The organism is Aeromonas sp. s7(2024) (assembly GCF_040907825.1).
Taxonomy (GTDB): Bacteria; Pseudomonadota; Gammaproteobacteria; order Enterobacterales; family Aeromonadaceae; genus Aeromonas; species Aeromonas veronii.
The window spans coordinates 220,316-243,245 of sequence record NZ_JBFOCM010000037.1; the positions used below are offsets into that span (position 1 = coordinate 220,316).

At 60.9% G+C, this 22,930-nt stretch carries 24 protein-coding genes and 4 tRNA genes; 18 read left to right on the plus strand and 10 right to left on the minus strand.

The genetic code is table 11. The annotated features are described in order from the left end of the window. Positions 1-609 (plus strand): TetR/AcrR family transcriptional regulator, encoded by a 609-nt coding sequence (locus tag AB5Y73_RS17635; protein WP_005336110.1) that lies wholly within the window; start codon positions 1-3, stop codon positions 607-609. A gap of 11 nt (positions 610-620) precedes the next feature. Then, positions 621-2,036: a multidrug transporter subunit MdtD gene (gene mdtD, locus AB5Y73_RS17640; protein ID WP_181497043.1), complete on the plus strand. Its 1,416-nt coding sequence runs from the start codon at positions 621-623 to the stop codon at positions 2,034-2,036. Here mdtD and AB5Y73_RS17645 read toward each other — a convergent pair. The 3 genes from AB5Y73_RS17645 to folB all read right to left on the minus strand — a co-directional run bounded on the left by AB5Y73_RS17645 (position 2,008) and on the right by folB (position 3,503). After that, the gene (locus tag AB5Y73_RS17645) at positions 2,008-2,496 is read right to left on the minus strand and encodes a YbaK/EbsC family protein (RefSeq protein ID WP_005336108.1); all 489 of its coding nucleotides are present in this window, start codon (positions 2,494-2,496) and stop codon (positions 2,008-2,010) included. The two genes, mdtD and AB5Y73_RS17645, sit on opposite strands and share 29 nt — an antisense overlap. A gap of 126 nt (positions 2,497-2,622) precedes the next feature. After that, positions 2,623-3,132: a 2-amino-4-hydroxy-6-hydroxymethyldihydropteridine diphosphokinase gene (folK, locus tag AB5Y73_RS17650; RefSeq protein WP_107684303.1), complete on the minus strand. Its 510-nt coding sequence runs from the start codon at positions 3,130-3,132 to the stop codon at positions 2,623-2,625. Beyond that, positions 3,132-3,503, minus strand: a complete 372-nt coding sequence (gene folB / locus AB5Y73_RS17655) for a dihydroneopterin aldolase (protein ID WP_042053564.1) — start codon at positions 3,501-3,503, stop codon at positions 3,132-3,134. Before folB ends, folK begins: the two co-directional genes overlap by 1 nt. 157 nt (positions 3,504-3,660) lie before the next feature. On the opposite strand from folB, the gene plsY reads away from it, so the two are divergent. From plsY to AB5Y73_RS17685, 6 genes are all read left to right on the plus strand, one after another. Next, complete coding sequence (gene plsY, locus AB5Y73_RS17660; protein ID WP_181497044.1) at positions 3,661-4,323, plus strand: glycerol-3-phosphate 1-O-acyltransferase PlsY; 663 nt, start codon at positions 3,661-3,663, stop codon at positions 4,321-4,323. 47 nt (positions 4,324-4,370) lie between these two features. Continuing rightward, a tRNA-Phe gene (locus AB5Y73_RS17665) sits at positions 4,371-4,446 on the plus strand. A gap of 52 nt (positions 4,447-4,498) precedes the next feature. Next, positions 4,499-4,574: transfer RNA gene (locus AB5Y73_RS17670), tRNA-Thr, on the plus strand. A 3-nt stretch (positions 4,575-4,577) separates the two neighbouring features. After that, positions 4,578-4,653: transfer RNA gene (locus AB5Y73_RS17675), tRNA-Phe, on the plus strand. A gap of 8 nt (positions 4,654-4,661) precedes the next feature. Further along, a tRNA-Asn gene (locus AB5Y73_RS17680) sits at positions 4,662-4,737 on the plus strand. 105 nt (positions 4,738-4,842) lie between these two features. Then, the gene (locus AB5Y73_RS17685; protein WP_042053565.1) at positions 4,843-6,015 is read left to right on the plus strand and encodes a nucleoside recognition domain-containing protein; all 1,173 of its coding nucleotides are present in this window, start codon (positions 4,843-4,845) and stop codon (positions 6,013-6,015) included. Between the two features lie 86 nt (positions 6,016-6,101). Here AB5Y73_RS17685 and AB5Y73_RS17690 read toward each other — a convergent pair whose 3' ends face one another. Then, on the minus strand, positions 6,102-6,434 hold the full coding sequence (locus tag AB5Y73_RS17690; RefSeq protein WP_181497045.1) for a hypothetical protein: 333 nt from the start codon (positions 6,432-6,434) through the stop codon (positions 6,102-6,104). A gap of 133 nt (positions 6,435-6,567) precedes the next feature. On the opposite strand from AB5Y73_RS17690, the gene AB5Y73_RS17695 reads away from it, so the two are divergent. Together AB5Y73_RS17695 and AB5Y73_RS17700 are read left to right on the plus strand one after the other, a co-directional pair. Next, positions 6,568-7,083 (plus strand): ClbS/DfsB family four-helix bundle protein, encoded by a 516-nt coding sequence (locus tag AB5Y73_RS17695; RefSeq protein ID WP_181497046.1) that lies wholly within the window; start codon positions 6,568-6,570, stop codon positions 7,081-7,083. A gap of 246 nt (positions 7,084-7,329) precedes the next feature. Next, positions 7,330-7,785, plus strand: coding sequence for a hypothetical protein (locus AB5Y73_RS17700; RefSeq protein ID WP_181497047.1), 456 nt, complete (start codon positions 7,330-7,332; stop codon positions 7,783-7,785). A gap of 74 nt (positions 7,786-7,859) precedes the next feature. Here the strand turns inward: AB5Y73_RS17700 and argH are convergent, their stop codons facing one another. From argH to argC, 5 genes are all read right to left on the minus strand, one after another. Continuing rightward, on the minus strand, positions 7,860-9,245 hold the full coding sequence (gene argH / locus AB5Y73_RS17705; protein WP_181497048.1) for an argininosuccinate lyase: 1,386 nt from the start codon (positions 9,243-9,245) through the stop codon (positions 7,860-7,862). Between the two features lie 210 nt (positions 9,246-9,455). Then, positions 9,456-10,691, minus strand: coding sequence for an argininosuccinate synthase (locus AB5Y73_RS17710; protein ID WP_033115910.1), 1,236 nt, complete (start codon positions 10,689-10,691; stop codon positions 9,456-9,458). A 56-nt stretch (positions 10,692-10,747) separates the two neighbouring features. After that, positions 10,748-11,659: an ornithine carbamoyltransferase gene (locus AB5Y73_RS17715; RefSeq protein WP_104016515.1), complete on the minus strand. Its 912-nt coding sequence runs from the start codon at positions 11,657-11,659 to the stop codon at positions 10,748-10,750. Positions 11,660-11,684: 25 nt separating this feature from the next. Beyond that, entirely contained in the window at positions 11,685-12,488 is an 804-nt protein-coding gene (gene argB, locus AB5Y73_RS17720; RefSeq protein ID WP_101530026.1) for an acetylglutamate kinase, read from the minus strand. A gap of 22 nt (positions 12,489-12,510) precedes the next feature. Continuing rightward, positions 12,511-13,518 carry an N-acetyl-gamma-glutamyl-phosphate reductase gene (gene argC, locus AB5Y73_RS17725; RefSeq protein WP_181497049.1) on the minus strand — a complete coding sequence of 336 codons (1,008 nt, stop codon included), beginning with the start codon at positions 13,516-13,518 and terminating at the stop codon, positions 12,511-12,513. Between the two features lie 271 nt (positions 13,519-13,789). Here argC and argE point away from each other — a divergent pair, with 271 nt between their 5' ends. From argE to AB5Y73_RS17755, 6 genes are all read left to right on the plus strand, one after another. Then, positions 13,790-14,935: an acetylornithine deacetylase gene (gene argE / locus AB5Y73_RS17730; RefSeq protein WP_005341595.1), complete on the plus strand. Its 1,146-nt coding sequence runs from the start codon at positions 13,790-13,792 to the stop codon at positions 14,933-14,935. A 231-nt stretch (positions 14,936-15,166) separates the two neighbouring features. Beyond that, positions 15,167-17,800, plus strand: coding sequence for a phosphoenolpyruvate carboxylase (gene ppc, locus AB5Y73_RS17735; RefSeq protein ID WP_181497050.1), 2,634 nt, complete (start codon positions 15,167-15,169; stop codon positions 17,798-17,800). 121 nt (positions 17,801-17,921) lie between these two features. Next, positions 17,922-18,323, plus strand: a complete 402-nt coding sequence (locus AB5Y73_RS17740) for a hypothetical protein (protein WP_107684295.1) — start codon at positions 17,922-17,924, stop codon at positions 18,321-18,323. Positions 18,324-18,470: 147 nt separating this feature from the next. Next, entirely contained in the window at positions 18,471-18,935 is a 465-nt protein-coding gene (ybaK, locus tag AB5Y73_RS17745; protein ID WP_033135644.1) for a Cys-tRNA(Pro) deacylase, read from the plus strand. Positions 18,936-19,051: 116 nt separating this feature from the next. Beyond that, entirely contained in the window at positions 19,052-19,843 is a 792-nt protein-coding gene (locus AB5Y73_RS17750) for an ABC transporter substrate-binding protein (RefSeq protein ID WP_107684294.1), read from the plus strand. Between the two features lie 101 nt (positions 19,844-19,944). Next, entirely contained in the window at positions 19,945-20,829 is an 885-nt protein-coding gene (locus AB5Y73_RS17755) for a transporter substrate-binding domain-containing protein (RefSeq protein WP_279499388.1), read from the plus strand. On the opposite strand, the gene AB5Y73_RS17760 is transcribed toward AB5Y73_RS17755, so the two are convergent. Next, positions 20,823-21,707: a LysR family transcriptional regulator gene (locus tag AB5Y73_RS17760; RefSeq protein WP_005336083.1), complete on the minus strand. Its 885-nt coding sequence runs from the start codon at positions 21,705-21,707 to the stop codon at positions 20,823-20,825. The genes AB5Y73_RS17755 and AB5Y73_RS17760 overlap by 7 nt on opposite strands. 134 nt (positions 21,708-21,841) lie before the next feature. On the opposite strand from AB5Y73_RS17760, the gene AB5Y73_RS17765 reads away from it, so the two are divergent. Together AB5Y73_RS17765 and AB5Y73_RS17770 are read left to right on the plus strand one after the other, a co-directional pair. Then, positions 21,842-22,243, plus strand: coding sequence for a CidA/LrgA family protein (locus AB5Y73_RS17765; RefSeq protein WP_088868378.1), 402 nt, complete (start codon positions 21,842-21,844; stop codon positions 22,241-22,243). Then, positions 22,236-22,925, plus strand: a complete 690-nt coding sequence (locus tag AB5Y73_RS17770) for an LrgB family protein (protein WP_041210813.1) — start codon at positions 22,236-22,238, stop codon at positions 22,923-22,925. Before AB5Y73_RS17765 ends, AB5Y73_RS17770 begins: the two co-directional genes overlap by 8 nt. Positions 22,926-22,930 lie beyond the last annotated feature (5 nt).

A 22,930-nucleotide genomic window follows, 5' to 3' on the forward strand; every position in this document is an offset into this window, starting at 1 on the left:
ATGAACATTTCACCCCGTAGTCAGCAGAAGCGGGCTGCGATCCTCGATGCTGCCGGGCGGCTCTTCTGTCAGCACGGTCTGCATCTGGTCAGCATGGACATGGTGGCCAGTGAAGCGGGCGTTTCCAAGCAGACGGTCTACAGCCATTTTGCCAACAAGGAGTCGCTGTTTGCCGAAGCGGTGGGCAGCAAGTGCGTCAGCAGCGAGCTGATGCCGGAGGTGTTGCTGCGTGGCAACAACGTACGGGAGAGCCTGATTGCCTTTGGTCGCAGCTTTCGCAAGTTGATCCTGAGCGATGATGCCATCAATATCTTTCGCACCTGCATCAGCTGCAACGATGCCCAGCTGGCCACCCTTTTTTTCGAGGCGGGCCCGCTCTATGTGACCAAGATGCTGTCCAACTGGCTGGAGCAGCAGAAGCAGCAAGGCCTGCTGTGCCATCAAGACAGCGAACAGGCCGCCTTGCAGCTGTTGCTGATGTGGCAGGGCAAGGAGCGAATGCTCCGTGAGCTGGGTCTGCCGTTGACCCAGAGCGCTGCCGAGCAGGATGCCTGGACCCTGAGTTGTGTCGATCTCTTCCTGACCGCCGCCGCTCCCCCGCAAAAATAATGGAGGTGGCTATGAGCCACACAGTGACAGATGCCCAGCGCAAGTGGCTGCCCCTGCTGGCGGCGGTCGGTTTCTTTATGCAGGCGCTGGATGGCACCATTCTCAACACCGCCTTGCCCAGCATGGCCGAGACCTTGGGAGAGAGCCCGCTGCAGATGCAGTCGGTGATCATTGCCTACATGTTGACGGTGGCGTTGCTGATCCCGGCTTCCGGCTGGCTGGCTGACAGGTTCGGCACCCGCCGCATCTATCTGGCTGCCATCTCGCTCTTTACCCTCGGTTCGCTGGCTTGCGCCGCCTCCAATTCGCTCTCCATGCTGGTGGCCGCCCGGGTGCTTCAGGGGATTGGCGGTGCGCTGCTGATGCCGGTGGGACGGTTGGCGGTGCTGCGGGTCTATGACAAGCACGAGCTGCTGCGGGTGATGTCGTTTGTTACCATTCCGGGGCTGCTCGGCCCGTTGATGGGGCCGGCGCTCGGTGGCTGGCTGGTGGAAGTGGCGAGCTGGCACTGGGTATTTCTCATCAACCTGCCGGTGGGGTTGCTCGGCTTTATCGCCAGTTGGCACTTTATGCCGGAGCTGCGGCAGCAGACCGCCCGGTTCGACTGGCAGGGCTTTGTGATGTTCAGCGTCGGCATGGTGCTGGTGTCGGTCGGCTTGCAAGGGCTGGGGGAGCACAGCATCTCCACCGGTTGGGCGCTGTTTGCACTGATCTTCGGCTTGGCGGCGATGGCGAGTTACTGGCTCTATGCCGCCAATGCACTGCAGCCGCTCTTTAGCCTGAGTCTGTTCAAGACCGCCACCTTTGCCATCGGCATCTGGGGCAACCTGTTTGCCCGCCTTGGCAGCGGCGCCATGCCCTTCCTCACCCCGCTGTTTCTGCAGCTGGGGCTCGGCTTCTCCCCGAGCAAGGCGGGGATGACCATGATCCCCACCGTGATTGGCGCCATGCTGACCAAGACGCTGGTGAACAAGCTTATTCCGAAGGTGGGCTATCGCCGCATCCTGATCGGCAACACCCTGCTACTGGGGGCGATGATCGCCAGCTTCTATTTCATCGACAATCAGCTCCCTTACGGAGTCTTGCTGGGCTGGCTGGCGATCTTCGGCGCCATCAACTCGCTGCAGTTCTCCGCCATGAACACTCTCACGCTGCAAGATCTCAGCCCGACCCTGGCCAGCAGTGGCAACGGTCTGCTCTCGGTAGTGATGCAACTCTCCATGAGTTTGGGGGTGGCGATTGCCGCCAGCCTGCTCGGGCTCTTCTCGGCGGGCACCTCAGCGGGCACCTTAGTGGCCGAGGGTCAGTGGCTGGCCGGGTTCCACCTAACCTACCTCTGTGTCGGGTTGCTCTCCATGCTGGCGGCGCTGATCTTCGCCCAGCTGGCGCGCGATGGGGCTACGCCGTCGGCGCGGGCAGATAGCTGACCTCGCAGGGGAGCTGCGCCAGTACCTCGGCCAGATGCTCGGTCGCCAGCAGAAAGGTCTGCTCCGGGTGGCCCGGAGTCCAGGTGAAGGCGGTGTGGTTGAGCAGTTGTGGGTCTACCAGTAGCGGAATATCGGCACGGGGCAGGAAGGGGCAGACCGCTCCCGGCAGGCAGCCGATCTCCGCCTGCATCTCTTCGGCGGTGCAGATGGAGGGCTTGGCACCGAGTGCGGCCTTGACCGCCTTGTTGTCGAGCCGTCCGTCCCTGTGGGTCAGCAGCAGGGCGAAGCGGCCATCCTTGAACTTGAGAAACAGGGTCTTGCTGAACTCCGCCTGCCAGCCGAGGCGGGCCTTGACCTTTTCATCGGTGGCGTAGTCGAGGATGGGTTCATGCTCATAGCGCTGGTGGGGCAGTTCGGCCAGCAGCTGGCAGTTGAAGTGGTGAATGGTATCGAGTGGCATGGGGTTCTCCTGTAGTGGGCGCTATCCTGCCAGCCTCGCAGGGTCAGGCCCAATGACACTTTCTTATCCGTGATAAGCAACCCTGTCCGTGCAAACAACAAGGGCGCCGTGAGGCGCCCTTGCGGATCAGTGATGCTGCAATTCGCACGCTTCCCAGTGAAAGGGAATGGGGCACAGCTGCTGGGAGGCCTTGTCATAGGCTTGCCACAGCTCGCCCATGGTGCGGCCATCGACGGGGTGGCGCAGTTTGGGGGCCAGCTCGGCCAGCGGCCAGAGCACGAAGGCGTTGGTGAGCACTTCACCGCGCGGCAGCACCAGCGGGGTGTCGCAGACCAGATCGCCATAGAGCAGCAGGTCGAGATCCAGGGTGCGCGGGGCGAACTTCTTGGCATCCGGCTCGCGGCCGTGGGCGAACTCCATGGCCCGCAGTCGCTGGCAGACGGTGGTCAGCGGCAGATCGGTCTCGGCAGCCGCCACCAGGTTGTAGAAGGGGCGGCCGTTGAAGCCGACCGCCTCGCTCTCGAATACCCGGGAGACCCGCAGCTCGCCAAACTCGGCGTGCAGGGCATCGAGCCCGGCGCGAATATGGCGCTCTCGCTCGATGTTGGAGCCCAGGCTGATATAGATGGTGGTCATCAGTTGCTGCTCGCAGTTGGTGTGCGATGGCGCAGGATTTCGACGCCGACCCCGGCGGCATTGGGCACGGCGCCCGGCTTGGTGAGGGTCACCTTGACCCACTGTACCCGCTCGTCGGCGAGCACCAGCATGGCAACCTGCTCGGCCATGGTCTCGACCAGCTCAACGACTTTGCCGGTGACATGCTCGCAAATCTTGTTGGAGAGGTCGGCATAATCCAGTGCCAGATTGATGTCGTCGGTTGCTGCCGCGGGGCGGTTGTCGAACCCCATCTCGAGGTCAAAACGGAGCTTTTGGCGAATGCCCTTCTCCCACTCATATACACCTATGGTGGTCAAAACTTCGAGTCCGCGAATAAACACCTTGTCCATGACTGTACTTCTTCTTTACTCTTGATGGGCTGTGATGACAGCGCAGGGATGCTGGCCGGGCAACAGGCTTGCCGAGGCGCTCTGGGTGGGCATGGGCCCATGCCAGCGTATGTGGCCCGCATCATACCCCATTCATATCGTGGTAAAAACGACCAAGATGACGGCCCTGACGATTTTGATGATTATTCTGGCCTACCTGGGTGGTTCACTATCCAGTGCTGTGCTGGTCTCCCGCTGCACAGGTCTGCCCGACCCGCGGGATCATGGCTCCCACAATCCGGGGGCAACCAATGTGCTGCGCCTCGGTGGCCGGATGGCGGCGCTGGTGGTGCTGTTGCTCGATGTGCTCAAGGGCACTGTGCCCGTCTATCTCGCCTGGTATCTGCAGATCAAACCCGTCTACCTCGGCTTTATCGGGGTCGCCGCCTGCCTCGGCCATATGTACCCCATCTTCTTTCATTTTCGTGGTGGCAAAGGAGTCGCCACGGCGCTGGGAACCATGATGCCCATCGGCTTTACCATGGGGGGCGCCGTGATTGGCACCTGGCTGCTGGCGCTGCTGGTGAGCGGCTACTCCTCGCTGGCCTCCATCATTACCGTGCTGCTGACGCCGCTCTTTACCTACCTGCTCAAACCCGAATATACCCTGCCAGTCTCCCTGCTCTCCTGCCTCATCCTGATCCGCCATCACGAGAACATCTCCCGCCTGCTCAAGGGGGAGGAACCCAGAGTCTGGGGGCGAAAAGGCGCGGCCTGTGCCGAAGAAGTGGCAGAAATGGACGATGTTGCGCAAAAAAGAGACGAACGAGACAAAAAGTGAAATTTCCCGTTGACCATCCGCCTTAAAATCCGTTTAATAGCGCCCACGCCCAGATAGCTCAGTCGGTAGAGCAGGGGATTGAAAATCCCCGTGTCGGCGGTTCGATTCCGTCTCTGGGCACCAATTTTGGTGCAATGAAATAAAAAATTTGTTCATGCACAATGGTTTAAAGTGTGCCGGCTTAGCTCAGTAGGTAGAGCAACTGACTTGTAATCAGTAGGTCACCAGTTCGATTCCGGTAGCCGGCACCATTTGCCCAGATAGCTCAGTCGGTAGAGCAGGGGATTGAAAATCCCCGTGTCGGCGGTTCGATTCCGTCTCTGGGCACCAATTACAATTCCTCCTTAGTTCAGTCGGTAGAACGGCGGACTGTTAATCCGTATGTCACTGGTTCAAGTCCAGTAGGAGGAGCCAATTCAAAAAGCCCTTGTCGCAAGACAAGGGCTTTTTTCTATTTGGCGCAGCCATTTTTTAACCATAAAAACAACCACACACGCACAGATGAACCGCAGGATAGATATGGAAAATCATGTAGTTATAGAGTCAAAGGGGCGACTTGCCGCCATTCGAAACTGGATGGAACCCGTGCTGGTGCTGCTTATTCTCGGCAGCCTGTTCGGTTACCTTGGCAGCCAGATGGGCCTCTCTGCCATGGTCAACACCCTGTTCAATACCGCCCACCAGCTGCTGCTCAATACCGTGCTCTTTATCATGGGGATCACGGTACTCTCCGGTGCCCTGAGCCAGCTCTTGAGCGAGTTCGGGGTGATCCGCCTGCTGGAGGTGCTGCTGGCCCCTCTGATGAAGCCGGTGTTTCGCCTGCCCGGTCGCACCGCCCTGGCGGCGCTGATGACCTTCTTCTCCGACAACCCGGCGGTGATCAGCCTCGCCAAGGACAGCCGCTTTCGCAAAGGCTTCACTCCGTGGCAACTGGTGTCGCTCACCAACTTCGGCACCGCCTTCGGCATGGGGCTGATCGTGGTCACCTTTATGGCCACCCTGCAACTGCCGAGCGGTGAATCCACCGCCAGCGCGGCGCTGATCGGGCTGCTCGGTGCTCTGGTGGGCTCGGTGGTCTCTACCCGACTGATGCAGCGGATGATCCGCCCTTTGGTGGGGGAAGTGCTGAACGATGACGCTGTATCGTCCGACGGCCGCAAGGTAGGGGTGACCAAAGAGGTGGCTCCCGGTTGGCTGCGGATCCTCAACTCTCTGCTCGATGGCGGTAAATCTGGCGTGGAGCTGGGGATGGCGGTGATCCCCGGGGTGCTGATAATCAGTACCTTCGTGATGCTGCTCACCTTCGGCCCCGGCGACAAGGGCTATACCGGCGAAGCGTTTCAGGGGGTTGCCCTGCTGCCGGTGCTGGCCGCCAAGGTGAGCTGGCTGTTTGACCTGCTGTTCGGTTTCCAGCAGCCGGAGCTGGTCGCTTTCCCGGCCACCTCGCTCGGTGCTGTCGGTGCCGCCATGTCGCTGGTGCCCCCTTTTATCGCCAAGGGGTGGATCACTGGTAACGAGGTCGCGGTGTTTACCGCCATGGGGATGTGCTGGAGCGGTTTCCTGAGCACCCACACCGCCATGCTCGATGCCCTCGGCTATCGCCACCTCACCTCCCGCGCCATCGTCGCCCACACCATCGGCGGCCTGTGCGCCGGTGTGGCGGCGCATCAGCTCTATCTACTGCTGGGCTGAGTCGGGTTCAGACACGGAAACAAAAAGAGGCTCTTCGGAGCCTCTTTGCGTTTCCCCCTGCCGCGCCCTGCTCACGGGCGCACCAATCACCTTTGCGGCGTGATGCCCTGCACCTTCAACCAGAATCGCTCCTGGCAGTGGTTGTGAAACAGCTTGCTGGCTGGAGTGATGGGGATGGGGCTGGCGATGAATCGATAGCTGATCCAGCACTCGGCACAAAGCTGCTGCGATGGCGCTTCGTCCTGTTCGGTTTGCTGGCGGATGACGACCCTATTGGCAAACCAGCTGGTGGTTATCTGGTGCTGGATCACAGTGCCGCTCTCATCATGCTCGCTATAGTGTTCACTCTCTTGGCGGGTGAGAGTGACGGGGCTCTCCTGTCGATGAATGGCCCTGATATAGCTGATTAGTTGATTCATTGCCGATCTTGCCGTGATGGTTGGCCTGCACTGGATGAGCTGCACAGGATGGAAGAGGGCTAGCGTAACGTGCTGCCGGGGTTGCGGCAATCGTCTCGGCTGCACCGCAAGTAAACCTGAAAAGGGGAGAGCAATGGGGATCCCGCAAAACAAGGCCGAGCTGCTACTCGCGCTCGATACCAATTTCAGCAAGTTGTTCAAGGCGTTGCAGGCCGTCCCCGAGAGCCGGGTGCGGGAGCCGACCCTGGCAGGGCACAGCAAGGGAACCACGATGAGCGTTGTCAATCTGCTGGCCTACCTTATCGGCTGGAACGAACTGCTGATCAAGTGGATCGAGCGGGGTGCGGCAGGTCTGCCAGTGGATTTTCCCGAAACCGGTTTTAAGTGGAACGAGCTGGGCAGGCTGGCCCAAAAGTTCTATCGGGATTACGAGGGGCTCAGCTATCCGGCGTTGTTACAGCGGTTGGCTGCCGCCAGAGGGCACATCATCGAACTGGTGGAGGCGCGCAGCGACCAGCAGCTGTATGGCTGCCTCTGGTATGAGAAGTGGACGCTCGGGCGGATGATCCAGTTCAATAGCGCCTCCCCCTATCTCAACGCTAACGGGCGGCTGCGCAAGTGGCTTAAAGAGTTGGCGAGCAGGGTGTGAAAGGAAGGGGGCGCGGCTCGGGTGGGCGGCAAAACGCTTTGCCACCATATTGCCACTACCGCCCGTGGCGGCAGCTACTGGCCGCCTGACCCCCCTTTGCGCTCGGCCATCTCCTGCGTGCTGGTTGAATAAATAGATCAGCCATTCAAGGGATTAGCCGGTGCGGTGCGTTTTATCATCGTGCTGGCCCCGCTTATGCAGACCTCTTGGCAACACCATCAAGGGTCGTTGTCGCGGAGAGTTATCATGATCAGCAGCCTGCTTCCCCTTGCCTCGATCGCCCTCAAGCTGGGCAGTCAGCTGCTCGGCAGCAGTGCCAAACCTGAGCCTGTGCTGCAAACCGTGCAGGAAGATCGCCTTGCCCCGACCGTCCAGAGCCTGTTCCAGCGGCTGGGGGTCAAGGATGCCGACAGCGAGCAGAACCGCGCTGCCATCAACCACTTTATGAGTGAGCTGATGCAGACTCTGGGGCAGGAGAATGGCGGCCAATCCCTCCCTGCCGCCATCGATAGCGCCCGCAACCAGCTGGCGAGCGGCACCCAGAGTACCCGCCTCGATGCGCTGCAAAGTGAACTCGATACCCTCAAGGGCACCCTTGGTGCCAGCAATCTCAACCTCGACCAGCTGCTCGCTGCCTTTAAACAGACCCTGCCCAATGGCAAGGGCGATGGGGTTGGCAAACTGCTTAATGCCAGCGAGTGAACGGTGGCAGGCAATAAAAAACGGCAACCTAGCTTGCCGTTTTGCTTTCTAGTTCGAATGACAAGCAGGTTGGTTTAACCCGTCCTTTTTGCCAGCCAGGTTTCGGCTGCGGTCAGGGCTGCCTCAACCTGCTCTCGGGCGACGCCGCCTTTGGCGACCCGCTTGGCGAGGGTCGCTTCCAGTTCCAGATTGGGGTAGACGTCGAACTCGATCACCGGGCTGAAGCGCTGGAACTCGCCGATGGAGAGCTCCTCCAGCGGGCGGCCCACGCTGATGGCGAAGACCACGGTTTCGCCGACGATATGGTGCGCTTCACGGAACGGAATGCCCTTGGCTACCAGATAGTCCGCCAGCTCGGTGGCGTTGGCGTAGCCGCCTTGGGCCGCCGCCATGGTGCGCTCGCCATTCACTTTCAGGTCGTTCAGCACCAGCGCCGCCATATCGAGGCAGTCGTGCCAGGTGTCGAGGGCATCGAACAGTCCCTCTTTGTCTTCCTGCATGTCCTTGTTGTAGGCCAGCGGCAGCGCCTTGAGGCTCATCAGCATGCCCATCTGGGCGCCGACCACCCTGCCGGTCTTGCCGCGAATAAGCTCCAGCGCATCGGGGTTTTTCTTCTGCGGCATCAGTGAGGAGCCTGAGGTCACCGCATCGGAGAGCTCGACAAAGCCCGCCTCGCCAGTGTTGTAGAAGATGAGATCTTCGGCAAAGCGCGACAGGTGAGTCATGGAGAGGGACGCCACGTGCATCAGCTCCACCACGTGATCCCTGTCCGACACTGAATCCAGGCTGTTGCGGGTGGCGCCACTAAAGCCCATGTCGAGTGCCAAGGCTTCGCGGTCGATGGCATAGGCAGTGCCCGCCAGCGCGCCGCAGCCAAGCGGGCTGGTGTCGAGCCGTTTGAGGGCATCTTGCAGACGGGAGTAGTCCCGCTCCAGCATCTCCACATAAGCCAGCGCCCAATGGGCGTAGGTGACCGGCTGGGCCCGCTGCAGGTGGGTGTAACCCGGCAGCACAGCGGCCTGATTGGCACGGGCGGAGGCGACCAGCCCCTGCTGCAGGGCGGTGATGGAGCCGAGCAGCAGCTCGCCCTGCGCCTTGCACCAGAGTTTCAAGTCGGTGGCGACCTGATCGTTGCGCGAGCGGCCGGTGTGCAGCTTCTTGCCAAGATCGCCGACAGCGGCGATGAGCTGGCTCTCGACCCAGGAGTGGATATCTTCGGCATCCGAGCTCAGGATCTGCTGGGGATCCTGCTGCACCGAGGCGAGCAGCACCTCCATCGCCTGTTGTAACTTGCCCTGCTCATCGGCGGTCAAGACGCCCACCTTGACCAGCGCTTTGGCCCAGGCCATGGAGCCCTGAATATCCTGCTCCGCCAGCCGGTAATCGAACCGCAGCGAATCGTTGAACTGCTTGAACCGGCTATCGGCTCCCTGACTGAAGCGTCCACCCCAAAGTGCCATACTGCTCTCCTTGAATGCGTTGTCGGCGGCGCCCTGGCCACCGAGCTTGAAATCGTGCCCTGTTTTTCTGCGAGTCTGTTATCTCACAGAAGCGGCCGGGGCGCTGCCGCTCTTGTCACACCTGCCGATGATGGCTCAGGGGCCATGCCCTCGGCCTATAGAAGAGGGGGCCATGCCCCCTCAACGGAATCAACGGGTTATCTCGCTTGCTTAGCCGTGGGTATGGTCGCCACCGATGGCCTGATGCTGCTCCTTCATGGCGCGGATCCGGCTGGCCAGGGTGTAGAGACGGATAAAGCCTTCGGCATGGCTCTGGTCATACACTTCGTCGGCGCCGAAGGTGGCGAAGTCTTCGGAGTAGAGGCTGTTCGGCGACTTCTTCTGCACCGCAGTGACCTGACCCTTGTACATCTTCAGCACCACTTCACCGTCGAGATCTTCGGCGATGGCGTTGGCAGAGGCGAGGATCGCCTTGCACAGCGGGGTGAACCAGCGACCGTCATAGACCAGATGGGAGAACTCGGCACCCAGCTTCTCCCGCCAGGCGCGGGTCGGGCGATCCAGTACCAGCTCTTCCACCGCGCGCAGCGCGGCGACCATCACGGTACCGCCCGGGGTCTCGTAGCAGCCGCGGGATTTCATCCCCACCATCCGGTTTTCGGTGATGTCGATGCGGCCCACGCCGTGCTTGCCGGCACGCTCGTTCAGGGTCATCAGGATCTGGTGCGGGCTGAGCGGCTGGTCGTCAACGGCCACCACTTCACCCTGCGCCACGGTCAGCTTGACGTACTCCGGCTGATCCGGTGCCTGCTCGGCCGGTACGGTCCACTGCCAGACCGCTTCGGACGGCTCGTTCCAGGTGCTCTCCAGCTCGCCACCCTCGGTGGAGATGTGCCAGGCGTTGGCGTCGCGGCTGTAGATCTTCTTCAGAGTCGCCTTGCAGGGGATGTTGCGGGTCTCCAGATAGGAGAGCAGATCTTCCCGGGAGCGCATGTCCCAGATCCGCCACGGGGCGATCACTTTCAGCTGGGGCGCCAGCGCGGCGACCGCACCTTCGAAACGCACCTGATCGTTGCCCTTGCCGGTGCAACCGTGGGAGATGGCATCGGCCCCTTCCGCCAGTGCGGCCTCGACCATCGCTTTGGCGATCACCGGACGGGCCATGGAGGTGCCCAGCAGATAGGTGCCCTCATAGACGGCGCCAGTCTTCAGGGTCGGGTAGACGTACTCTTTGACGAACTCTTCGCGCAGATCCTTGATGATGCACTTGGTGGCGCCGGAGGCGATGGCTTTTTGCTCGATCCCTTCCAGATCGTCGCGCTCCTGACCGACGTCGGCCACGAAGGCGATGATTTCGGCGTCATAGTGCTCTTTCAGCCAGGGGATGATGGCCGAGGTATCCAGTCCACCCGAGTAAGCCAGTACGATCTTGTTGATTCCGCTCATTTTACTTCTCTCCATGATGATTCGATAAAGGGTCGTGATTCAGGTTGAGTGCCGCGTTACTTGCCGCCGAGAAGGGTCAGCAACACGGCGTTCTGGATATGCATCCGGTTTTCTGCCTCGTCCATGATGAGGGAGGCAGGGCCATCCATCACCTGCGAGGTGATCTCCAGCTCGCGGTGGGCCGGCTGGCAGTGCAGCACATGTGCAATGCCGGTGCGGTCGAGCAGGGCCTGGTTGATCTGGTAAGGCATAAAGAGGTCTTTGACCTGCTCCATCGGAGTGTTGTCGCCCATGGAGACCCAGGTATCTGTGTAGGCCACGTCGAACCCTTCGATATCTGCCACGTCATCGCTGATGTGGATGGTCGCCCCCGACTTGGCCGCCAGTGCCTGCGCCTGCAGGAAGATCTGGGTATCCGGGCCGTGGCCTTTCGGGCAGATCAGGGTCACGTCGGTGCCGAGGGTCGCCCCCAGCAGCAGCAGAGAGTGGCTGACGTTGTTGCCATCACCGAGGTAGGCAAGCTTCACCTTCGACAGGTCGTCGTAGTGCTCGGCAATGGTCATAAAGTCGGCCAGCCCCTGACAGGGGTGGTAGAGGTTGCACAGGCTGTTCACCACCGGCACTGTGCCGTGCTCCGCCAGCTCGACCAGGGTCTGGTGATCGAACACCCGGGCGACGATGGCATCACACCAGCGCGACAGGTTGGCGGCGAAATCCTTCACCGACTCCCGCTTGCCCAGCGCGCCGTTCTGCTGATCCAGATAGACGCTGTGGCCGCCCAGTTTAGCGATGCCGATGTCGAAGGTGACCCGGGTGCGCAGGGAGGGCTTCTCGAACAGGGTGACCACGCTCTTGCCGGCCAGCGCCTGGCTGTACTTCTTCGGGTCGGCCTTCACTGCCTTGCCCAGCGCAATCAGCGCTTCGATCTGGGCTTTGTTCAGATCACTGTCTTTCAGAAGATGTTGCATCGGATGTTCCTTGTTCCGGTGAGGATTAGAGGGCTACCTGATTGCCATCGGCAATCTTGACCAGAGTGCCGACGGCACCGCCCGCCAGCAGCTTGAGCAGCTGATCCGGGTAGCGCCAGCTGGCGACACAGACCGGCTTGCCGAGGGTCTCGGCGGCGTGCAGGGCTGCTTCTACCTTGACCGCCATGCCATCCGTGATCACCCCTTTCTCCATCAGATCCAGCGCGGTCAGCTTGTCGAGCTGGGGCACCAGCTTGCCCTTACCATCGAGGATGCCGCTCACGTCGGAGAGCATCACCAGATCGGCACCGAGCGCCTCGGCAATGGCGGTGGCCGCCTGATCCGCGTTGACGTTCATCAGTTGCCCGTCGGCTGTGATGCCGATGGAGCTCACCACCGGCAGGAAGCCCTGACCGAGGATGCCTGCCACCAGTGCCGGATTGCCCGGCTTGCACTCGCCGACCGCGCCGAGATCCGGGTCGAGCTGGGTCACCTGACACAGGCCACCATCTGCCAGACAGAGCCCCACAGCCGGAATGCCGGTGGCGATCGCCTTGGCCATCATCTGCTTGTTGGCTGTGCCCGCCAGCGCCCCGGCAATAAAGGGGATCTGCTCGAACGGGGTCACCCGCAGGCCATTCTTCTTGGTGGAGGTGAGACCCAGCCCCTTGAGCAGGTCATCCACCAGACAGCCACCGCCGTGCACCAGCACCAGCGGACGGTGCTGATCGTCGAGAAAGGTTTTGAGGGTGGCGAACAGGGCGGTCAGCGCCTCGTCGTTCTCGATAAGGGCGCCGCCCAGCTTGATAACCAACGTCTGTTTGTCCATGTTCGAGATCCTTCCTAAGTCCTTAAATCAGGCCGGTGGCCGGTTCAAATCCAAATTTGATATTTATGCACTGCATGGCTTGCGAGGCAGCGCCCTTGAGCAGGTTGTCGATGGCAGAGACCACCACCAGCATGTTGCCCTGCTGTTGCCATGCAATGTCGCAGTAAGGGGTGTTTGCCACACCGCGAATAGAGGGCATCTGGCCGGTGAGGCGCACCAGCGGCTTGCCTTCATAAGCCTTGAGGAAGGCCTGATCCACCTGGGTGGGGGTGACGCCATCCGCCAGCTGCACATAGATGGTGGCCAGAATGCCGCGCACATAGTTGCCAAGGTGGGGCTGGAACAGCACCTCTTTGCCGAGGTGATGGCTGATCTCCGGCTGGTGTCTGTGATTGAAGGTGCCGTAAGGGTTGAAGCTCACTTCGCAGAAGCTGGTGTTGATGGCCGCCTTGCGACCGGCGCCGGAAACCCCGGAGACGGCGTTGATGATGGGCTGCCACCCCTTGGCAATCAGACCATCCTGCTGCAGCGGCTTGAGAGCGCACAGCGATGCGGTCGGGTAGCAACCCGGCACCGCAATCAGCTGGGCGGTAGCGATGGCATCGGCATTCCACTCCGCCAGGCCATAGACGGCCTGAACCAGCCACTGCTCGCTGTCGTGGGTGAAGCCGTAGAAGCTGTCGTAGAAGCCCTGATCCTTGACCCGGAAGGCGCCGGAGAGATCGAATACCGGCAGCCCCTTGGCAAGAAACTTGGGCGCCAGCTCGGCGCTCACCTCGTGGGCGGTGGCCAGCAGCACCAGATCGGCCTGGGTCAGGATCCGGGTCATGCCGTCGTCGTCCAGCGGTAGCAGCGGTTGATCGAGGGCTCCGACCCACTGGGGATGCAGGGAAGAGAAGCGCTTGTGGGCATCCTGACTGCCGGCGGAGACATAGAGGCCGAACAGTTTGAGTTGTGGATGGTTCTGTACCAGTGCGGCCAGTTCGGCTCCCGCGTAGCCACTGGCACCGACGATAACGGTGTTAAGCATGTTGAATATTCCAAGTCAGAGTTCGAGATTCACAGCATGACGCTGCAGTGCACAAGGGGGTTCGATCGCCCCTTTGCACAAGTGCGGAGGGGCAATTCAGGCGGGTGTGTGTCGTCGGTTATAGATCAGGTGACAGAACATTAACTTTCCCTTACAACTAGAAGCCTTTGTTGATGAGCCAGATATTCAGGTAAAATTACAGAATATTCATGCACTCACTTTGCATTTGTATTTTCTAACAGAAACATTCCGGGGACGCAAGGAGGAGCTGATGGCCAATCTGGATTTTTTTTCACTTTATAAAAATATTATTGCGATTCCCTCTATCAGCAGCACGGATCCCAAATGGGATCAGAGCAACGAGGCGGTGATCCGGCTGCTGGCCGACTGGTTCGGTCAGCTCGGTTTTCAGTGCGAGGTGACGGCGCTTCCTGATCTGCCGGGCAAATTCAATCTGGTGGCGACGATCGGTCAGGGAGAGGGCGGTCTGCTGCTGGCAGGTCACACAGATACTGTGCCGTTCGATGAGGGGGGTTGGAGCAAGGATCCCTTCAAAGTGACCGAAGAGGGCAATCGCCTCTATGGCCTCGGCACCATCGATATGAAGGGCTTCTTCGCCTTCATAGTGGAAGCGCTCAAAGAGATCGATCTCACCAAGCTGACCAAGCCGCTGCGCATTCTCGCCACTGCCGACGAAGAGACCACCATGGCGGGGGCCCGCGCCATCGCCGCGGCGGCCGAATTGAAACCCGACTACGCCGTGATTGGCGAGCCGACCGGGCTGGTGCCTGTGGTGGCCCACAAGGGGCATATGTCGGAGGCGATCCGTATTACTGGCAAGAGCGGTCACAGCTCGGATCCCGCCAACGGCGTCAACGCCATGGAGATCATGCACAAGGCGATGGGGCAGGTGCTGCGCTTGCAGCAGGATCTGAAAGATCGCTACGCCGACCACCGCTTTGCCGTGCCGCAGCCGACTCTGAACCTGGGTTACATTCAGGGCGGCGACAGCCCGAACCGCATCTGCGGCTGCTGCGAGCTACATATCGACCTGCGACCCACTCCGCAGGTGGGGCCGGACGAGTTGATGGGGATGCTCAAAGAGGCGCTGTCACCCATCGAGATCCACCAGCCGGGCTGCCTGCATCTGCAACATCTGCACGAGCCTATTCCCGCCTACGCCTGCGCCGACGACTCTGTGCTGGTGCGCGAAGCGGAGAAGGCGAGCGGTCGCGCCGCCGAGTCGGTCAATTACTGCACCGAGGCGCCGTTTATCCAGCAGCTTGGCTGCGAGACCATAGTGATGGGCCCCGGCCATATCACCCAGGCGCACCAGCCGGATGAGTATCTCGACCTCTCCTTCGTCAAGCCGACCACCTCGGTGTTGCAGCACCTGATCAGACGTTTTTGCCTGTAGCGGCGGCGGTGAAAGGGGCGTAAAAACTGTAAGTAAGTTACATAACAAGCCGGTTGTGGAGTGGTGATGGAAATACATGTTCTGAATCGGCCTGTTATTTGACCTTGCGCAGACAATCTGGGTAGATTGTCACCCTAAGATGACGGAGCATATGTTGTAATCGCACAACAATAAGTGAGGTCGTCTAGCACCCCGGATGGGTGTCAGGCACCAACAAGATAAGGATGTGGAATGAACGAAAAGTACGCCGCACTACGCGCCAACGTAGGTATGCTGGGTCAGCTGCTGGGTAAATCCATCAAGGATCATCAGGGTCAGGCCTTTCTCGACAAGATCGAAACCATTCGCCAATTGGCCAAGTCCTCCCGCAAGGGCAATGAATCAGACCGGGAACGTCTGCTCGATACCCTGCGCACCCTGAGCGATGACGAACTGCTGCCGGTGGCCCGCGCCTTCAGCCAGTTCCTCAATCTGGCCAACGTGGCGGAACAGTTCCACACCATCTCCCGTCGCTGTGAAGAGCAGGTCTGCACCCCGGATCCGCTGGAGCAGATGTTCGACAAGCTGAAAGCCTCCAACCTGTCGCAAGAGGCCATCATTCAGGCCGTGCGCGAGCTGGATATCGATCTGGTGCTGACCGCTCACCCTACCGAGGTGACCCGCCGCACCCTGATCCACAAGCACGTGCAGCTCAACGACTGCCTCGAGGCGCTGGAGCTCTCCGACCTGCTGCCCCGCGAGCGGGACAAGATCCTCAACCGCATCGAACAGCTCATCAATCAGGCGTGGCACACCAACGAGATCCGCGAACAGCGCCCGACACCGGTCGACGAGGCCAAGTGGGGCTTCGCCGTGGTGGAGAACAGCCTGTGGCCCGCCATTCCCGAATTCATGCGCAATCTGGACGAGCGTCTGCAACACCATCTGGGTGTGCGGCTGCCGCTGGATGCCGCGCCGGTCAAGTTCACCTCCTGGATGGGCGGTGACCGTGACGGCAACCCCTTCGTCACCGCCAAGGTGACTGCCGAAGTGCTGGAGCTGGGCCGCTGGATGGCGGTGAGCCTGTTCTACAAAGACATCAAGGAGCTCACCTCCGAGCTCTCCATGTCCGACTGTACCGACGCCGTGCGCGCTCGCGTTGGCGATCACCCCGAGCCCTACCGTGCGCTGGTGCGCGAGCTGCGTGAAGCGCTGCGCGAAACCAAGGAGCACCTCACCGCCAAGGTGCAGGGCCAGGCGAGCGAGAGTCAGGATCTGGTCAAGACCACCGCCCAGCTGCGCGAGCCGCTGGAGCTCTGCTACCACTCATTGCACGCCTGCGGCATGGGCAACATCGCCGATGGCATGCTGCTGGATGTGCTGCGCAAGGTCGCCTGTTTCGGCATCCATCTGGTCAAGCTGGATATCCGTCAGGATGGCGAGCGTCACGGGCTGGTCTTCTCCGAGCTGACCCGCTATCTGGGTCTGGGTGACTACGCCGAGTGGAGCGAAGATGACAAACAGGCCTTCCTGCTCAACGAACTGAACTCCCGTCGCCCGCTCATTCCCCACGACTGGGAACCGAGCGCCGAGGTGCGCGAGACGCTGGATACCTGTCAGGTCATCGCCGAGCACGACCCCGATGCGTTCGGCATCTACATCATCTCCATGGCCGGTGCGCCGTCCGATGTGCTGTCGGTGCAACTGCTGCTCAAAGAGGCTGGCTGCAAGTTCCGCATGCCGGTCTCCCCGCTGTTTGAAACCCAGGATGACCTGATGGCAGGCACCGCCGTGATGGAGCGTCTGCTCTCGGTGGACTGGTATCGCGGCTACATTCAGGGCCGTCAGTACGTAATGATCGGTTACTCCGACTCTGCCAAGGATGCGGGCATGATGGCCGCTGGCTGGGCCCAGTACGCCGCCATGGAATCCCTGGTGGAACTTGCCGAAGCCAACAACATCCGCCTCACCCTGTTCCATGGCCGTGGCGGTACCGTCGGTCGTGGTGGTGCGCCTGCCCATCAGGCCATCCTCTCCCAGCCGCCGGGATCCCTGCGCGGCGGTCTGCGTACCACCGAACAGGGGGAGATGATCCGCTTCAAGTTCGGTCTGCCGAAAGTGGCGATCAAGAGTCTGGAGCTCTACACCAGCGCCGTGCTGGAAGGGAACCTGCTGCCGCCGCCCAAGCCGAAAGAGTGCTGGCGCGAGGTGATGGAACAGCTGGCCGCCGACTCCTGCGAGCACTACCGCAGCATTGTGCGCGGTCATCCGGACTTCGTCCCTTACTTCCGTGCCGCCACCCCGGAGATGGAGCTCGGCAAGCTGCCGCTCGGCTCCCGTCCCTCCAAGCGCAAGCCCAACGGCGGCGTCGAGAGCCTGCGCGCCATTCCGTGGATCTTCGCCTGGACCCAGAACCGCCTGATGCTGCCGGCCTGGCTCGGTGCCCACAAGGCGCTGCAACAGGCCATCGACGGCGGCAAGCTGGCGGTGCTGGAAGAGATGAGCGCCCAGTGGCCCTTCTTCCGCACTCGCCTCGAAATGCTGGAGATGGTATTCCTCAAGGCGGACGTCTGGCTCGCCGAGTACTACGACACCCGTCTGGTACCGCAGGAGCTGTGGGGCCTTGGCAAACAGCTGCGTCAGGAGCTCGCCGAATCCATCGAGGTGGTGCTGAAACTGAGCCCGCGCGGGGATCTGCTGGAGGATCAGCCCTGGATCAAGGAGTCCATCAAGCTGCGCAACCCCTACACAGACCCGCTCAACGTGCTGCAGGCCGAGCTGCTCAACCGCTCCCGCAACCATCCGGAGACCCTTCACCCCGAGCTGGACAAGGCGCTGATGGTCACCATCGCCGGTATTGCCGCAGGGATGCGCAACACCGGTTGATAGCCAGCCCAAGCCAGCAGGCTTCAGCAATATCCATCAAGCCAAAGGGCGCCGACAAGGCGCCCTTTTCAAAATTTGTTGATTGCAGCATTATTTCTGCCTTTATGGTGGACATCTATTCATGCGCCAACTCTATTTACTTTTCCTGCTCGTTTCTTCCGCATCATGGGCTAATACAACGGATATCAACACGGTCTGTGATGGCTTGATTACTAAAGCTCAAGACTATTCCACTATGTCTCCCTCCATCCTAAAAGAGCTCAGAGAATCAACGTTCGATGCTACCTTGGATGATTTCCGTCATGAGTATGGTTCAGCAGTTGATGACTCGATTTCTCAATTGGTTGCGTCTACTCATCTCACACATGAGCGGGCTGAGTTCAATATTTTGCGCCAGCTCCGGATTTTCCGGAGTCTATTGATCAATATGGGCTTGAAACTAAATGGCGTTACAGACCCCAAACCATGGGGCAAGTTTCGTAAGGAGTGTATTGAGCTGAATGGGCAATGGCCTGCCATGTGACTAATTGCCCCTAACCAGTTTGTTAAAAGTATTGGCTTGCTCTAACTCTTGCCGAACATCAACGTTCGAGTGCGACTTGCATCACCCAAGTGTAAGGAGCAGACTGTTTGGCCTTGTTTTTATGCGATTCGATTCAAGGCAACCATCATGACTCCTGCCATCAACCTGCTGAAGAAGCTCAAGATCCCCCACAAGCTCTACCCCTACGAGTGCGAAGCCCACGACGATTTCGGCAAGCATGCCGCGACCCAGCTCGGGCTGCCGGAGGCACAGGTATTCAAGACCCTGATCGCCCACCACGACAAACAGGCGGTGGTGGCTATCGTTCCCTCATCCGGCATGTGCAGTCTGAAGCAGCTGGCCAAGGCGACCGGCCTCAAGAAGGTGGAGATGATGAAACCGGCGGAAGCGGAGAAGCTGACCGGTTACAAGGTGGGTGGCATCAGCCCGCTGGCGCAGAAGAAACTGCTGCCCACTGTGCTCGACGAGTCGGCGCTGCAGTTTGACGAGATCCTGGTGAGCGGCGGCAAGCGCGGTCTCTCGGTGGGGGTGGCGCCGCAGGATATGCTGACGCTGATGAAGTGGATCGCCGCTCCCATCGGCGAAGAGTAGTGCCGGGCACGGTGTGAACCTGCTCTCCGGGCCTGTGGTGGCCCGGATGTATCCTTGTTGGCTCACTCCTGGCTGATATAGTGGAGATGGAATAATTGCCGCCAAGGATATGGCCCATGCGCGCATTTGCCCGCTATCTGCTCTTTATTGCGTTGCTGCTGCCCGCCACCGGCAGTGCGACCCCAGCCTTTACGCTGCGTACCTGCTTTGAAAACAGTGACTCCTACCCCTGGCTGCTGCAATCGGGGGAGGGGGTTGTGCAATATCACCTCAAGGCGGTTGCTACCGCTCTTGATGCCGAGATCGTGCTGACGCCGCTACCGTGGAAGCGCTGCCTCTCTCGGGTGAGCAGTGGCCAGATGGATGCGGCCATCAAGATGAGTTACAGCGTCGAGCGGGCGACCAAGGTGGGGGTCTATCCCATGCGTGAGGGCAAACCCGACCCTGCCAAGCGGCTGCTGACCGAGAGCTACAGTCTCTACCAGCTCAAGGGGGGCAAGAGCCAGTGGGATGGCACCACCCTCAGGGCCAATGGCGTGGTTGCGGCCCAGTCAGGATTTTCCATCGTCGACTTGTTGCAGGCTGCGGGAGCCGAGGTGGATGACTCCAGCCGTGACCCGCTGATCATGTTGAAAAAGCTGGTGATGGATCGGGCGCAGGCGACCGCCATCCAGACCGAGGTGGCCGACAGTATTCTGGCGGCCCATCCCGCGTTGCAGACTCGCATCGAGCGGCTGTCGCCGGTGCTGGTGGAGAAGCCCTACTATCTGGTCTTCTCTCACCGCTTCTATCAGGCCCATCCCCGACAAAGCCGGCAGGTGTGGGATGCTATCGAGCAGGTGCGCGACTCTGCTGCCTATCAGCGTTATGCCACAGCGCTAAGAAGCACGCCTCCGGTGGGGGAGTAGGCTGATGGATGCGACTGGAGGAGAGCGTGGGGTGGTGGCAGGGCCGAGCAGCCACGCTCAGGGGCTACACTGAAAGTACCCCTTCAGCCAAGGCGCGGTTTATGTCACCCCTGCATCTGCTGGCCACCGCTCTGTTCTGCATGTTGTCGTTGACCGGACAGGCTGCCACCCGGTTTACCTATATCAGCCCGGAGAGCGAGCGGGATCCGCGTACCACTTATGATCGGGAGCTGCTGCGGCTCGCCCTCGACAAGACCCGCGACCAGTTTGGCGACTATCTGCTGGAACCTGCGCCGCCCATGACCAAGGCGCGCGAGCGGCTCAGCATGCAGCTCGATAGCTATCCCAACCTCTTTGTGATGGACAGCTACAGCAGCACCCGCGAGGATCTGGGGCTCGCCTATGTCCGTTTTCTCATCCATCTGGGGATCGTCAGCTACCGCATCTGTTTTGTCAGCCCGCAGCAAAAGGGGGCGGTGAGTAGAGTGACCGACCTCAAGGGGCTGCGCCAGTTCACCTTCGGTCAGGGCAAGGGGTGGCTGGATGTGGATATCCTGCGTTACGCCGGGATGGAGGTGGTGGAAGTGGAGGGGTACGAAAAGCTGTTCAAGATGGTGGCGCGGGGTCGCTTCGATCTCTTCTGCCGCGGGGTGAGCGAGCTGCGCAGCGAGCAGCTGACCCACAAGGAGATGACGGATCTGCTGGTGGATGACGCACTGTTGATCTACTACCCGCTGCCCCGGGTTTTCTACACCAATCCCAACAATCGCGAGGCGCTCAAGCGGGTCGAGCGGGGGTTGCAGCTGGCGTGGCAGGATGGCTCGCTACAGGCTCTGTGGCGCAAGAGCTTTGGCCCGGCCATCGCCTTTGCCAAGCTCTCCCAGCGCCGACTGCTGCGACTGGATAACCCCTTCCTCGACGGGATCAGCTTCGATTACCGCCCCTACTTCTACAATCCGCAGACCGATCGCTTCGGCGATTACTGAGGTGCCTGCCGCTGGCGGCAGAGGGCCAGCCAGGCCTCGGCGGTGCGCGACAGATAGCGCTCGCTCGGCCAGATCACCCCGAGTCGCCAGCTCAATTCGGGCTCCAGCGGCCGCAGCACCAGACCATCCGGGGTCAGCCTGTTGCAGACCGGCTCCGGCAAGAAGGCGACCCCCATGCCGCTGCGTACCATGGCGGTGAGAAAATCCCACTGGCTGCTGCGCGCCGCCACCTGCGGCACAAAGCCCGCTTCCTGACACGCCTGCTCCAGCCGTTCGCTCAGGGTAAACGCCTGGGTATAGAGCAGGAAGGGCTCCTCCTGCAGGGACTCCAGCCGCAGCGGCGCCTCGCCATGCCAGCGCGGTTGATCAGGCAGCACTACCCGGATCGGGTATTGATCCAGCTCCAGCGCGCTGAGGGCGCCCCCCTCTTTGGTCGGCAGCATGGTGATGGCGAGATCCAGCTCCCCCTCCAGCACCGCCTGTTCGATGCGGCGACCGCCGTACTCCACCAGGGTCAGCTCCACCTTGGGATAGCGGGTGCGGTAGGCGCGGATCAGATCTGCATAGACGTGACCCACCATGGGGGGAATGCCAAGGGTGAGGCGACCATGTTGCAGGCTCTGCAGATCCGCCAGTTCGGCCTCCAGCTGCTGCATCTCAGCCAAGATGGTCTGGGCACGGTTGAACAGCACCTGGCCGCTGTCGGTCAGGGTGAAGCGTCGCCCTTCCCGGTTGAGCAGGGGTTGGCCCAGTTCCTCTTCGATATTGCGGATCATCTTGCTGATGGTGGGCTGGGTGACGAACAGCTTTTCAGAGGCGCGGGTGAAGCTTTTTTCCCGCACCAGTTCGACAAAATAGCGCAGGGCGCGAATATCCATGGACTCTCTCGACTCGTGTTGGCGGGTACGGGATGAAGTATGCCTATGCGGCATGAATTTGATAATTTTAATTCATTTCTGGCAGGTTTTGCTCAACTCTATACTGTGAGCCGGTTCACAGAAAGACGATGATCATGAAAGCCCTCTGTTTGCGCTGGTTACAGACTCCCTTCCAGATTGTGTTGCTGGCAGCCATCTGGCTGCTGGCCGATACCGCGGTGCGTACCCTCCATCTGCCGCTGCCCGCCAACCTCACCGGCATGCTGTTGCTGCTGGCCTGTATCCTGCTCGGGGTGGTCAAGGCGCAGTGGTTTGAGGCGGGGGCTCGCTGGCTGCTGGCGGAGATGCTGCTCTTCTTCGTGCCCGCCGTAGTCGCGGTGGTCAACTATCAGGATCTGCTGTTGCAGGAGGGGTGGCGCATCATGGTAGTGCTGCTGGTGAGCACCACGCTGGTGCTCGGCACCACGGCACTGGTGGTGGATCGGGTTTACCGCCTCGAACTGAAACTGGCCCGCCGGAGTCGCCGTCATGTCTGATACCCTGCTCGGGCTGATCTGTTTCGCCCTCACCCTGCTCTTCTACTACGCCAGCAAATGGCTCTACGGCAAAAAGCGGATCCTGCCGCTGATGCCGCTGCTGCTGGCGCCGACCCTGCTGGTGGCCGTGGTGCTGCTGTTCCACATCCCCTATCAGGACTACATGGCGGAATCCCACTGGCTGCTCTGGTTGCTGGGCCCGGCCACCGTCGCCTTCGCGGTGCCGGTCTACGAGAACCGCCAGCTCATTCGTCGCCACTGGCTGTCGCTGTCGGTGGGGGTGGTCGCCTCGGTCATCATGGCGGTGGGGAGTACCGTGCTGCTGGCCCGCTGGCTCGATCTCTCCGACATGCTGCAGCGCAGTCTGGCGATGCGCTCCATCACCACGCCGTTTGCGGTGGAGGCGACCCGCGCCATCGGCGGTCAGAGCGATCTCACGGCGCTGTTTGTGGTGCTGACCGGCGTCATCGGCATGGCGGTGGGGGAGAGCGTGCTCACCGTGCTGGCCATTCGCAGTCGTCTCGGCAAGGGGGCGGGGTTTGGCGCCTCGGCCCACGGTGCCGGCACCGCCAAGGCCTATCAGATGGGTAACGAAGAGGGGGTGGTCTCCAGCATGGTGATGATGATTGCCGGCATGGTGACCGTGCTGCTGGCGCCCCTGCTGGGCCGGATGTTCTGGTAGGCTGA